The sequence below is a fragment of the Corynebacterium sp. MSK218 genome (genome assembly GCF_030232655.1).
GTDB lineage: Bacteria > Actinomycetota > Actinomycetes > Mycobacteriales > Mycobacteriaceae > Corynebacterium.
In genome coordinates this window covers 1-11,729 of sequence record NZ_JASPGN010000012.1, presented here as the reverse complement: position 1 = coordinate 11,729, position 11,729 = coordinate 1, and the positions used below count along the sequence as shown (strand labels likewise).

Sequence of the window (11,729 nt, the reverse complement as noted above, 5' to 3'; positions counted from 1 at the left end):
ACTGTCGACGCCCCCTTGTTCTCCCTAGGCATCGCCACTAAAATCACCATTGTTCTACTGTTCTACATTTGGCTATCCAAGGAATCACTAGCCAATAAGCAAGGACGCAGAGCACCGGTCTACCGGACGTTCAGGCAAGGCGGTTGAAGCGATGACCAGCATTTCGTTGCACAAACTCAATCAACGTTCTTGCCGCATAGTGCAAGCGGTGGCTGCCGGAATCTTGAGCCACAATCCAGAGCCTTACTCACAGCCAAGCAGCACAGACTTTCTACCTTCTGGTGCCGACGTTGTTTCGTTACTGGACCGAGAAGACCGCTTGTGACGATTTGTGCGGTTACTTCGGCATTCCAAAAACGCCGAGATTTTAGCCACGCCGCGCCATCTCTGCCACTTCCTTGCGCGCGTCTTTAAGGATCTGCGCAATGTCAGCTGCGTCTGCAGCATCTACGTCATAGGCACCAGCCGCTTGGGCTTCAGCCGCCAGCTCTCGCAGCGCTTTACGACGTTCAGTCCGCTGTCCATCCCGGTACTGCAGTAGGTCAACAAGCCGAACCCGCCTATGCTTGCCCCCTGTGGTGCACTCAAACGGGATCGACCCATCCTCGAGCTTTTTCACCAAAGTTGGCCTACTAATACTCAGGAAGTCTGCTGCTTCCTGCGTTGTGAGCAACTGGTCCACCGGCGCCACAGTAATAGCCTTTCCTTGACGCATCGCACTAACAACCTTCGAAAGGGTGCCCCCGGAAGGGCGCTTTAGACCTTCTTCACCACAGCAGGCTTCAGCTTCATCGCGCCAAAGCCGTCAATCCGGCAATCGATGTTGTGGTCTTCCTGGCCTGTGCCGGCATCAAAATTAAGGCGAATACCGCGCACCTTGGTGCCGGACTTCAGTGGCTGCTGCGCGCCTTTGACCTTGAGGGTTTTGGTGATGGTGACGGTGTCGCCGTCGGCAAGCGCATTGCCCACTGAATCCACGATGGTGAGGGCGGCTGCCTCCGCGGGCGAGGCTTCGACAGCGTCGGCGGAGAACTCGTGCGCGCACTCCGGGCAGACGATGAGCGGCGGCATTTCGTAGGTGTATTCGGAGGAACATTCGGGGCAAGGTGGCAAAGTTGTGCCTGCAGCGTCAGTCATAAGGAACAGTCTATCCCGCGTGGCGCAAAAAGATGATCCTTCTCTCATTCCTTTGATTGATACCCGGGTGGGGTATAGGATTATGGCACACCCAATCGGATTCATTCGAAAGAACTATGAAACGTCTTATTTCTCTCACTGCCGCATGTGCCGCAGCTATCACCCTGTCCGCCTGCTCCACCGAGAGCCCCGTTCAGAGCGAAGCCTCCAAGAGCGACGCTGCCACCACCGAGGTCCAGCAGGTCTCCGCCGAGGAGATCCAGGCCGAGTTCGACCTTGAAGGATTGGACGGCCCGGAGATCATCGACAAGCTGGATCGCATGCCCAAGGAGGAGCGCAATCGCGATCTTCACGCTTCCGTGCGCCCGAACGAGTTGATCCTCACCGCCGAGCAGGGCCAGGCCTCCCTACCCCTGCCGGAGGACAAGTTCTACGTCTCCATCGCACCGTATGTCTCTGCTACCCACGATTGTTTCAACCACTCCCTGACCACCTGCACCGGTGAGCTCGGCAAGGAAGACATCCACGTCACCATCACCGATGACGAAGGAAACGAGCTGGTCAACGAAGACACCACGACCTTTGACAACGGCTTCATTGGTTACTGGCTGCCCGCCGACAAGAAGGGCACCATCACCATCAAGCAGGACGGCAAGACCGGTGAGGTTCCCCTGGATACCTCTGACGAAGGCGGTACCTGCGTGACCACGCTGCAGATGGCATAATCTGCCCATTCACTCACCACGGTGAATCCCACCTCCTGGGGTTCACCGTTTGTCGTTGTTAAGGTAGCTTCGCCGTGCTTGCCGACGCCGCCCGGAAAGAGCGCTTTCACACCCACGCTTAAATTTCCCTGGCGTTTACCCGTCCGTAGCCTTGCCGACATCCACACTCACTACGGTTCTTCAGTGGATTCAGGCCATGCACACAAAAGATGGCCCTACAAAGAAAACTCTGCCAAGCAGTCGTACAAGAAGTCCATCAATGTCGTGGCATCATCCGAACGGAACAACTCATCAAGGGCAAGGTTGAACTCCAATCTTCTCGCCTTAGGGATATTCAATGCCGTATAACCGCAACTCATCAACTGACCAAATGCGAGGAAAAGCGCCATGTCTTGAGACATCGATCCTCTGCGACTTTTCCGCACCGAAGTGACGGCTGCTGAAAATAAGCCCGCATACGGGGCACAATCTCGGCCCGCACAGCTCCCTGTCCCGCGAAGTATCCGTGACGTTGCGGCTACCCGATTTTCGGGCACCAGCCCACAGCCCTGGATCTCACACACCTGTCACTGTCGTTCACGGTGAATAAGGGCGAAAAATTTCAAATTTCTGGCCCTTATCTACCGTGAATGTAGCCTCAAGCCTGAATGCCGGTTCCGAAAACGAAAAGTCTCGAGACTTCACACGCTCCCACCAGCCACATGGCAACCGCACCCCGCCGTGTCCTATGATGAAGCAAATGAGCGCGGAGATTTATTCACTTCCAACTACGCCACTGGTAGCCAGCGAGTACATCGAGCAGGGCCCCCGTCTTTCCCTGCGCCGCGGCAGCAATATCCTCACACTTCAGCTGCCCGCCACCTTTCCGGAGGCAGAACTCACCAATCCCCGCTGGGTCGTCCAATCACATTTCATTGATCGCCCACGCACGCTGCGTGAATTCGCCACGGACGAGCCACTTGAGGTTGGCATTCCTGGCCCCTTTACCCGCATCATCGTGACGCTGCGCGACGGCGAGGAGGAGCTCATCGAGCCCACGACCTTCACGGGCATTACGGAAGACGCTCCTTTTATCGTCTACGACCGCACGACGCTCATCGCCCCACAGGGCACCCTCGAGGCCGCTGAACCTCTCGGTATCTGGGCTGGCTGGGAGGTCGGCGCGCTGCCGGACCGGGTGACGGTGCCGCAGAGGGAACCGGTGGACGTCGCCAAGCACAGCGATTTTGAGTGGGACTTTGACGTCGCCGTCCTTCCCAACGCCTGCGGACTCGATAACGAGCCGATTTTTACTCAGTCCCCACGCGTGCACCTCATCGCGGAAGGGGAGTGGCGTATCGATCTCACCTACGCGCCCCTCGGCGGCGAGCAGGAGGAGATTTCTGAACAGACCTTCGAGCCGGACATCGCCGAACCTTTCCCGGGCGATCTCTACGAAGACCCCTGGGTAGGGCGCTATAAGGTCTCCTTGCACCGCGACGACGAGCTTGTCGACGTCCGCTTCATCTCCCTCGCCGAGGGCCTCCACATGCGCGCGACTAACGACGGTCCGCGCGGGATGGATTTCCGCATCATCGATGCCCTCGGCGCGCACTCGGCTTTCAGTTACACGCTGGCCTCTCCGCCAAAGAAGCCCATTGCGCTGGAGAAGGGCCTGCGTACCTTCGAGGACACCGAGGTTTCGCGCCGCGAGGTCGTGGCCAGTGATGCCGGGTACGAGCTCGAGTTCGACGTCTGGCCCGAAGCCCTGTTCAGCCGCGTCAAGCGCATTGGTCTGGAACCCACGGAGCACTCCGACAAACCGGTTATTTTCGCTGGTCAGCTCGATCAAGACGATATGTTTACCGTCCATTCTCCGCGCCCGCTGCCGCTGGCCAAGTTCGTCACCATTGATGGCCGCCAGAAGATTAAGGAGTTGGCCCGCACCTCGAAGACCACGCAGGCAGTCACGAGCCTCGCCGTGCCGAATGCCGCCTTGGCCAATGCCGTGCGCAAGCAGCCTTCTGCCGAGCTTTTCCTCATGTGGTCTACGTTGTCCTACGAGGACTACCTGGATTCCCTGCCGGACGCGGAACGCGCCGCCCACGAAGCCCGCAGCCTCGAGCGCCGCATTGTGGAGTACGAGGCGTCGGCCTCCACCAGCCTCATCTATGCTGCCTTGGCCACGGTGCGCAAGACCCCGTTGGTCAGCCGCGGCCTGCTCGGTGATGGGGAAGTAATCATCGAGCAGAACGTGGATCCGCAGGTAGAATTGCTGGGCTGGGCATGGCCTTTGGCTAACCCCACCGTTTCCCCTACCCAGCTCACTCCGACAGAGAATGGTTTCGAGCTGTCTGCCGACCTCCTCGAACAGGGCTCGCTGCTTGTCGACGTCCGCGAGCTCAACCCCACCTCGAACCTCACCGCCCCCGCCCGCCCTTCGAGCGCGTCCATTGTCGTGACCCCGGAGGGCGCCGAACCGGCCCGTGCGTCCAAGGATTGGACACCGGAGGAGCTGTGGGGTGCCTTCCGCGCGCTGCACGTGCTGTCGCAGCGCAGCCCGAACCCGAAGCTGCAGGCGATGTTCGACAGCATCATCGACCGCCTGCGTACCAACCCTGAAGCAGCGCTCCACGCCTTGGCCCGCACCGGCGTCAGCGTGAACCAGCAGGCACGCGCCATAGCGCGTACCCGACTCTTCCACTCGCCACTCGCGACCGACATGGAACACAGCGCTGACCACTACCTGGATCTTCTCCTCGACCCCTCCGCCAGCAAGAATGCCGAGCTCACTGCCGTGCGCGAGACCGGCGCGGATGGTCTGACTCGCCCGATGCTGCTCAACGCGGCAACGGTTCACAGCCCAACCCCGAATGTTGATGACCTCATGGGGGAGGCCGCTCGCGTCGCCGCCCTCCGCGAATGCTTTGCCAACAACGGCGCCCTCGATGCGCTGGGCACCATCGAGCACCTGCGCAAGGACGCCACTGCACTCGCGTCGGTGGTGCAGAATGCCGGCGTGGACATGTCGATTAGCCATACCCTCGTGGCCTTGGGCGCCTTTGCCAGCGGAAATACCGCAGACGAGCTCAATGCCGCTGCTTGGATGCCTTATATCTCCTATGCCTTCGCCTTGGCTTCCCGCGCCGCGGCGAACGACATCATCATGGAAAGTCCCTTACTCAAGGAGGACATGCCCATGCTTGCCGACGTCCTCCCCCTCGCCCCCCGCCTTTTCTTCTACGACCTCGTGACTGCGGAAGCCCTTTTCCACAATCGCGACATCTAGCGCAGTGAGGTGTGCCACAATAGGTGAGCATGAAGGTTATCTCCACCAACGTCGCTGTCCGCCGCCCAGAGCCGCATGGGCGGCACGAGTACACGGGCATCGATAAGCAGCCGCGCCCTTTCCTTGACCTTGAGGTCCCCGGGCCCAACTACGGTGACGGCTCCGGTGTGGTGGGAGATTCCATTGGTGACCACGCCCACCACGGCGGCGCCGAGAAGGCTGTCTACGCTTATGCCCGCGAGGAGCTCGACTACTGGGAAGGCGCGCTCAACCGCGTGCTGCGTGACGGTTACTTTGGGGAGAACCTCACCACTGAGGGTATTTCTTGGCCGAATATTCGCATCAACCAGCGCATTCAGGTGGGGGAGTGCGTGCTCGAGGTTTCCATCCCGCGCACGCCCTGCGCCACCTTCTCCGGCTGGATGGACGAGCCCGGCTGGCTCAAGTCCTTCACCGAGCGCGGCGATTGCGGCTCCTACCTGCGCATTATCACTCCCGGCCGTATCAACCCCGGCGATGAGATTACGCTTATCGGCCGCCCCGACCATGACATCACCATGGGCATGGCCTTCGCCGCCAAGATGGGGGACAAGGACCTAGCCCAGCGCGTCGTCGACGCCGACTGCCTCGCTCCCGTTCATCACGACCAGCTGGTTAAGAGCCTGCAATCCCGCGGTTAGCTAGCCATTCATAGGTTGTCGCTTGTGAGCCGCGCGTACCATCCATACGCACGAATCGTGCCTTCACCAGTGACTTCAGAGCATATCGGACCTGCGCTCGAGTGAGGTTTGTGGCTGTTTCTATTTCGCCAATGGACAGGGGTTGTACCGCCGCACTCAGCGCCTCCGCTACGCGCGGGGCGTTGATCCCTAGGCCATCCAAGTTCACTGGGGTATCCATACGTCGGTCAGTGTCAATACGTGATTCCTGCTTGCGTAGTGGCTCCCAGGTACGGGCTTCTCCACGCGTGTCCGGCCGCCACATCTTCACCGTAAATTGCACACCGGAATCTATCAGGTCAGGCTCCGGCAGTCCTTGCTCTCGCGCGGCATCCAACATGAGCTGCACGCCGCCGCCTTCGCCCTCAATGACAAAAGAGCCATCGTCTGCTTTGAGATATCGGCACAGTCTATAGAGACGCTGGTTAATCTCCTGTCGTGCCAGATCTCTCGACTTCAGCTGCTCTACCGTCAGATCCCGCAGGCCACCTGGGCTGGAGATGACCATCTTGTCCGGTAGTAAGCGGACATCAATCGATTTACCAGCCCCTAAGGTATTCGGCCCAAGATCACGGTGCACCAGTGCATTCGCCACGGCCTCTCGAATGGCCGAAAGGGGAAGTTCAGGAACTTCCACCATTGATCCATCCTCTCGATATCGCCGTACGGCGGCTAAACGTTGCCTTACCCAACCCATTACCGAGTTCAACAGCACCGGGACGGGCCCCTCAAAGGTCTCCAACCCCAACACTCGCCCGTGCTTCGAACCATTCGGTAGCCTTTGCGCCACTGTTACTGCTAAGGAGGGAAAATGTCCTTGAGGATAGAAACCCAGCGCATACAGGCCAGCAAGCGTCAGCTCTCCAGTCGCGGTCGTTACCGCTAGTGCCCGTAAGACGTCCTCATCTTGAGTAAGTCCCGATAGTCGCCGATTCTTCCTCCGCGCCTGAACCAAGAAATCTTCCACCACGGCGCGGTCCAAGTCTGCGATACTCGTGCCTTCCACAATCGTCGTGTCATAGGACACTGCCTCTTCGGCATGCAGCTTCGCTACGTCCATCATGCGTAGCTCGGAGGCACTCATACGATAATCCCCATCAGCCATTCGAAGATACGCTTCTCCCCTGTAGATAGCAGGCTTATCAATAATCGGAAGGCCCGTAACCTCCGCAATCACGACATGCGTGCCATCTATTGCCACACTGTCGGTATGCACTGTGACTGGAGGGGTGATGGCATGACGCGCCTGCGAGGCCAGAGCAGCCTCCATCTCCGAAGGATTCTCAATGCCAGTGACAATGAAGCCTTCTTTCTCATTGACGCCGAGAATGATAAGACCGCCACTCGGCATGTTTGCGAACGCGCACAATGTCTGCGGTAGAGAGTCCGGAATGCCCCCTTGAGCGGTTTTGACCTCGACTGTTGTTGAATCACCGCCGCGCAACTCAAGCTCGGCCAATAGCTCTCTCAGCTGATTCTCGGACCAATTGTTCACGATGAATACCCGCCCTCAATGTTAACAATGACGGCTCAATGCTAACTTCATTCCCGTTCAATGACAAGATTTCTCATTGATCTTCCCATTGAGGTGTCATTGACGTTCTCGTTGAAGCCGAATTATGACCCTGAAACCCCGCATGTTTAAGAGTTATCTAGCGCCCAAACCCCGATGAGTGGTTGGATAAGAGTTATCCAACCACTCATTTACTTTTTGACGAATGGACAACCTCTAGCAGACGACATCCTGAACCTCCTCAACCTTGCAGACCGTCAGCTCGCCTGCAGCCGCTTCGACACAAGACTCTCACCACCTACCGGGCGCGCAGTTCCACGTGCGCAGTCTTAAAGGTTGCGGATACGCTCTGCGTCAGCCACGAGATTCTGCGTGAGCTTCTCCGCTTCAAGACCACTCAAGTCGCAACTATCGAAACGGGCCAGCCAGTCGGTACGGATAGCGCGGGAGTCGAACCAGGTTGCGCGCTCAGCCTCAATATCCTCGATGCCGCGTAAGGTGCGGCCGTCGCGGGTGCGGATCTCGAGGTCGTCGACAAGCGGCGCGATAGCCCGAAGCCCTGGAATGATGGCCTTAAAGCCCGACGTGTGGGAAACCTCGTTAGTCCACCGCGGGTAGCGGCTCACGCGCTGCGCCTCCAAGTATCGCTGGACCACGCCTAGCCTTGAGACCTCCTGCGCTACCGCCAGCCCCACGACCTTCACTCGGAAACCCGCAGACCGAAACTTGGCTATCTCTCCCGCTATGAATTCCGGGTTAGACAACGTGTTCTCAATGATGAGGGAGTGCCCATGCTGTCGGCCATATTCAATGAGCGAGGACATCCAATAGGGAACCGGCCCATTGGTGAGCACGTCCATGCGCAGGGGATCGCGCTCCATGATCTCGTCGAGGGCAGGGTGATACTTTCGTAGTTCATCCGAATCTAGAATGACGTGATCACCCGTGAGCATTTCAATCACCGAAGATTTTCCCGATGCTGGTTGCCCTGCTACATAGATGACCTCAGGCTCAGCGGATGGCTGACGAAAAAGATAAGCAATACGCCGCTCAAGGACGCGGCGTTTGAAAGCATCATCTACCGGAAAATCCGCGGCCTTCAGCACTGTCACGCCACCTTTGCCCGGGTTTCAAGCTCATCGAGCAAGCGAGCAAAGAATTCTGCGGCCGCGCGGATTTCATCAAGGTCGGTGTTATCCACACCACTCACAGTGCGCTGGACAAAATCCTCTTGGGCAGTCCAATACTCAATCTCCAACGCGCTGTCGGTTGCAAGCTGCTGGCGGAAATAGGCAGCTTTTAGCGAGGACGCAACCTCCTTCATGGCGTCGAAGGCTGCGTACTCGATCTCCGGGACTTTGGCGGTGCTCATGGCGCTAAGAATAGCAGCGCCATGGCGGTTTTAGCCGTTGATGATCTGCGGGTAGGCCAGGCCCTTGAGGCCCTCGGTGCCGAACTCCACGCCGTAACCGGAGGACTTGATGCCGCCGAAAGGCACGCGCGGATCCACCGCACCGTGGCTGTTAATCCAGGTGGTGCCGGCCTCCAGCTGTGCGGCAACTTCCAGAGCACGCTCGCGGTTGGAGGACCACACGGAGGAACCCAGGCCCACATCGAGCTTGTTGGCCTGCTCAATGGCCCAATCGAGGTCCGTGTACTTCACAATCGGCAGTGCGGGACCGAACTGCTCCTCCACAACCAGCGGGTTGTCCGGGTCGATGTCCGCCACCAGGGTGGTGGGGTAGAAGTAGCCCGGCGCGTCATAGTCCGGGTCACCGCCGAGCAGCACGCGTGCGCCGGAGTCCTTGGCGGCATTGACGAGCTTGTCGACGATGTCGAACTGCTGCTTGTTCTGCAGCGGGCCGAGCACGTTCTCCTCTTCCAGGCCCACGCCCATCGGGGAGGCCTTGGCTACCTCGATGAGGGCTTCGCAGACGGCGTCGTACAGCGACTCCGGCACGTACACGCGCTTCATCGCCGCACAGGTCTGGCCGGTGTTGATGAACGCGCCCCAGAAGAGGTCGCCGGCGATCTCCTTCGGGTCGGCATCATCCAGCACGATGCCCGCGTCATTGCCGCCAAGCTCCAGCGTGAGGCGGGTGAGGTTGTCCGCGCTGGCCTCCACAATCTTCTTGCCGGTGGCGGTGGAACCGGTGAACATGATCTTGTCGACGCCCTCGTGAGTAGTCAGCGCCGCGCCAACCTCACCGGCGCCAGTAACAACCTGCAGGATGCCCTCCGGCAGAACGGAGTTGATGACCTTAATCAGACCCAATACGGACAGCGGGGTGTACTCGGAGGGCTTGACGACGACCGCGTTACCCATACGCAGCGCCGGCGCAATCTGCCAGACGGTAATCATCATCGGCCAGTTCCACGGGCCAATAGCACCGACGACGCCGAGCGGGCGGTAGTTGACGGTGGCGGTGATGTCATCATCCACGGCGGTGTAGTTCGGGTGTTCAAAGGAAGCAGTAGCATTCAGCCAACCGGAGCAGGCACCGACCTCGAAACGGGCGTTCGGCCCGTTGAGCGGCTTGCCCTGCTCACGGGAGAGCAGCTCAACCAGCGCTTCCGCGTTGGCTTCCACAGCCGCAGCTGCCTTGGTGAGAAGCTCACAACGTTCTTCGTCGCTAAGCTTGGCAAAGTCCTTCTGCGCTGCACGTGCAGTCTCCACCGCAGCGTTGAGGTCCTCCACAGAGCCTTCCGGCACGCGGCCGACAACCTCACCGGTTGCCGGGTTGAGGATTTCGCGTCCGTTCTCGTCCGTAATAGCGTTGAGCAGGTCAGCATAGGTAGCGAACTGAGTCATGAGATCTCCTTCTAAGGGGTGTCAACAGCTTAGAACCCAAAGAAACTAAGCCAAGAGAAACTTCTTTTAGCTATGTTACCTGCGACACACTGAACCAGTTGACTATGCGCGCACACAATTTGTCCAAAAATGTGCCAGCTCTCACGATATGATTCCACTTATGTCTGCTTCAGCTGTTGAGCATTTCGATATCGCGTCATGGCGCACCGCGTCATCCGGGTCTTTTGGCCAACTCGACGTGGACACCGAAGACCCTGCCACTTTTCACGCCACGCTGCGTTCAACGAAGGTAGGGGATATTTCTCTCTTCGACATGCGCACTTCCCCGCACACCGTGAATCGCTACAAAATAGCCGCCAACGAGGCCCCCTTTTGTAAGCTCAGCTTGCAAATCACCGGTTCCTCAACCATGAGCCAAGACGGGCGGACGTGTGAACTGCACCCAGGGGACCTAGCTCTGTACGTGACCCAGCGGCCCTACACGCTGCGCTATCCGGAAGATCAGAACACACTCATTGTGCACTTCCCGCAGAGCTTTCTCGACATTTCACCAGCGCAGATCCAACGCCTGACCGCGAACCCAATCTCCCGCTCACACGGCCTAGGTGCGGTGGCTGTCCCTCTCTTTGAGCAGCTGGCCAAGAACCTCGATCTGCTCAATGGACCCCACGCCACGGCCTTGGTCCGCTCCGCGCTCACCATGTTGGTGTCGGTTTTAGCCTCCGATGTGGCCGATGAGCCCTCAGCCGGCACGCTACTGTTCAACCAGGCCACCGCCTACATCGAACAGCACTTGAGCGACCCGGACTTAGGCCCCAACACCATCGCCCAAGCACTGTTCGTATCGGTACGCCATCTCCACGCCAAGTTCTCCGAACAGGGCCTCTCCGTGAGCAGCTACATCAGAACGAGGCGCCTAGAGCACATCCGCAGAGAGCTCGTGGACCCGCGGCACTCCGCGGAATCAATCAGCCACATCAGCGCTCGCTATGGCCTGCACGATCCCTCGCACCTTTCGCGCATCTTCAAGGCGGAGTACCACAAGTCACCGAGTGCGTATCGGGCTCACGCGCAAAACCATTCGAGAACCTTTTCTGGGACAACCTAATGATAGATCACCCTCCGTCGATAAATCTCACTGAATGGCGCAAATTTTTGAGTGCCAAATTTTCTTCGATAAGGACAGCTGAAGCGAAAGAATCCGATTTCCAGGCATCCTTCCTCGAATCAAACGTTGGTAGCGTACAAATCTACGGAATACAATCGAACCCCCACACTTTGGAGAGATCCCCGCAGCTTATTAGTCCGGAGAGCCCTCACGACGTAAAGTTCTATTTGCAGCTATCTGGCACAACAATTATCGAACAAGGCAATCGAACTACCGCGTTAAGACCTGGTCAACTGACACTCTTTGTGACCTACCTTCCTTACACGATTCGCTTTCCTACCGCGCAGCAAGGCCTTCTGGTTAAAGCCCCTGAAGCGTCCTGGGTTTAGTTCCGCTTCTTTTACGGCCCTGTGTTGATGGGCTGGGTGAGATAGTACTCGGTTTCGA

The 11,729-nt window shown here is 58.5% G+C and carries 12 protein-coding genes; 5 read left to right on the top strand and 7 right to left on the bottom strand.

Annotated features, from left to right (window positions below; all coding sequences use genetic code 11):
- Window positions 1-367: 367 nt before the first annotated feature.
- Window positions 368-715, bottom strand: a complete 348-nt coding sequence (locus QP922_RS09995; RefSeq protein ID WP_284809286.1) for a helix-turn-helix domain-containing protein — start codon at window positions 713-715, stop codon at window positions 368-370.
- A 41-nt stretch (window positions 716-756) separates the two neighbouring features.
- The gene (locus QP922_RS09990) at window positions 757-1,137 is read right to left on the bottom strand and encodes a zinc ribbon domain-containing protein YjdM (protein ID WP_115024132.1); all 381 of its coding nucleotides are present in this window, start codon (window positions 1,135-1,137) and stop codon (window positions 757-759) included.
- A 116-nt stretch (window positions 1,138-1,253) separates the two neighbouring features.
- On the opposite strand from QP922_RS09990, the gene QP922_RS09985 reads away from it, so the two are divergent.
- Entirely contained in the window at window positions 1,254-1,862 is a 609-nt protein-coding gene (locus tag QP922_RS09985) for a CueP family metal-binding protein (protein WP_115024134.1), read from the top strand.
- Between the two features lie 215 nt (window positions 1,863-2,077).
- Here QP922_RS09985 and QP922_RS09980 read toward each other — a convergent pair whose 3' ends face one another.
- Complete coding sequence (locus QP922_RS09980) at window positions 2,078-2,263, bottom strand: hypothetical protein (RefSeq protein ID WP_284809283.1); 186 nt, start codon at window positions 2,261-2,263, stop codon at window positions 2,078-2,080.
- Between the two features lie 338 nt (window positions 2,264-2,601).
- On the opposite strand from QP922_RS09980, the gene QP922_RS09975 reads away from it, so the two are divergent.
- Both QP922_RS09975 and QP922_RS09970 read left to right on the top strand, forming a co-directional pair.
- A complete protein-coding gene (locus tag QP922_RS09975; protein WP_284809281.1) occupies window positions 2,602-5,130 on the top strand; it encodes a hypothetical protein in 2,529 nt (842 codons plus the stop codon).
- Window positions 5,131-5,159: 29 nt separating this feature from the next.
- Window positions 5,160-5,810: an MOSC domain-containing protein gene (locus QP922_RS09970; protein ID WP_284809280.1), complete on the top strand. Its 651-nt coding sequence runs from the start codon at window positions 5,160-5,162 to the stop codon at window positions 5,808-5,810.
- Here QP922_RS09970 and QP922_RS09965 read toward each other — a convergent pair.
- From QP922_RS09965 to QP922_RS09950, 4 genes are all read right to left on the bottom strand, one after another.
- Window positions 5,785-7,344 (bottom strand): ATP-binding protein, encoded by a 1,560-nt coding sequence (locus QP922_RS09965; RefSeq protein WP_284809278.1) that lies wholly within the window; start codon window positions 7,342-7,344, stop codon window positions 5,785-5,787. The genes QP922_RS09970 and QP922_RS09965 overlap by 26 nt on opposite strands.
- A 347-nt stretch (window positions 7,345-7,691) precedes the next feature.
- Window positions 7,692-8,474 (bottom strand): zeta toxin family protein, encoded by a 783-nt coding sequence (locus QP922_RS09960; RefSeq protein ID WP_284809277.1) that lies wholly within the window; start codon window positions 8,472-8,474, stop codon window positions 7,692-7,694.
- Entirely contained in the window at window positions 8,471-8,734 is a 264-nt protein-coding gene (locus tag QP922_RS09955; protein ID WP_010187979.1) for a hypothetical protein, read from the bottom strand. The genes QP922_RS09960 and QP922_RS09955 overlap by 4 nt, the downstream gene beginning before the upstream one ends.
- A gap of 30 nt (window positions 8,735-8,764) precedes the next feature.
- Window positions 8,765-10,174 (bottom strand): aldehyde dehydrogenase family protein, encoded by a 1,410-nt coding sequence (locus tag QP922_RS09950; RefSeq protein ID WP_284809275.1) that lies wholly within the window; start codon window positions 10,172-10,174, stop codon window positions 8,765-8,767.
- A gap of 160 nt (window positions 10,175-10,334) precedes the next feature.
- Between QP922_RS09950 and QP922_RS09945 the strand changes: the two genes are divergently transcribed.
- Window positions 10,335-11,282, top strand: coding sequence for an AraC-like ligand-binding domain-containing protein (locus tag QP922_RS09945; RefSeq protein WP_284809274.1), 948 nt, complete (start codon window positions 10,335-10,337; stop codon window positions 11,280-11,282).
- A complete protein-coding gene (locus QP922_RS12940) occupies window positions 11,282-11,671 on the top strand; it encodes an AraC-like ligand-binding domain-containing protein (protein WP_350309356.1) in 390 nt (129 codons plus the stop codon). The genes QP922_RS09945 and QP922_RS12940 overlap by 1 nt, the downstream gene beginning before the upstream one ends.
- Window positions 11,672-11,729 lie beyond the last annotated feature (58 nt).

Bases quoted from the DNA above. Each gene is read 5' to 3' on its own strand.
- QP922_RS09995 (WP_284809286.1), bottom strand. From the start codon at position 715: ATGCGTCAAGGAAAGGCTATTACTGTGGCGCCGGTGGACCAGTTGCTC.
- QP922_RS09990 (WP_115024132.1), bottom strand. From the start codon at position 1,137: ATGACTGACGCTGCAGGCACAACTTTGCCACCTTGCCCCGAATGTTCC.
- QP922_RS09985 (WP_115024134.1), top strand. From the start codon at position 1,254: ATGAAACGTCTTATTTCTCTCACTGCCGCATGTGCCGCAGCTATCACC.
- QP922_RS09980 (WP_284809283.1), bottom strand. From the start codon at position 2,263: ATGTCTCAAGACATGGCGCTTTTCCTCGCATTTGGTCAGTTGATGAGT.
- QP922_RS09975 (WP_284809281.1), top strand. From the start codon at position 2,602: ATGAGCGCGGAGATTTATTCACTTCCAACTACGCCACTGGTAGCCAGC.
- QP922_RS09970 (WP_284809280.1), top strand. From the start codon at position 5,160: ATGAAGGTTATCTCCACCAACGTCGCTGTCCGCCGCCCAGAGCCGCAT.
- QP922_RS09955 (WP_010187979.1), bottom strand. From the start codon at position 8,734: ATGAGCACCGCCAAAGTCCCGGAGATCGAGTACGCAGCCTTCGACGCC.
- QP922_RS09950 (WP_284809275.1), bottom strand. From the start codon at position 10,174: ATGACTCAGTTCGCTACCTATGCTGACCTGCTCAACGCTATTACGGAC.
- QP922_RS09945 (WP_284809274.1), top strand. From the start codon at position 10,335: ATGTCTGCTTCAGCTGTTGAGCATTTCGATATCGCGTCATGGCGCACC.
- QP922_RS12940 (WP_350309356.1), top strand. From the start codon at position 11,282: ATGATAGATCACCCTCCGTCGATAAATCTCACTGAATGGCGCAAATTT.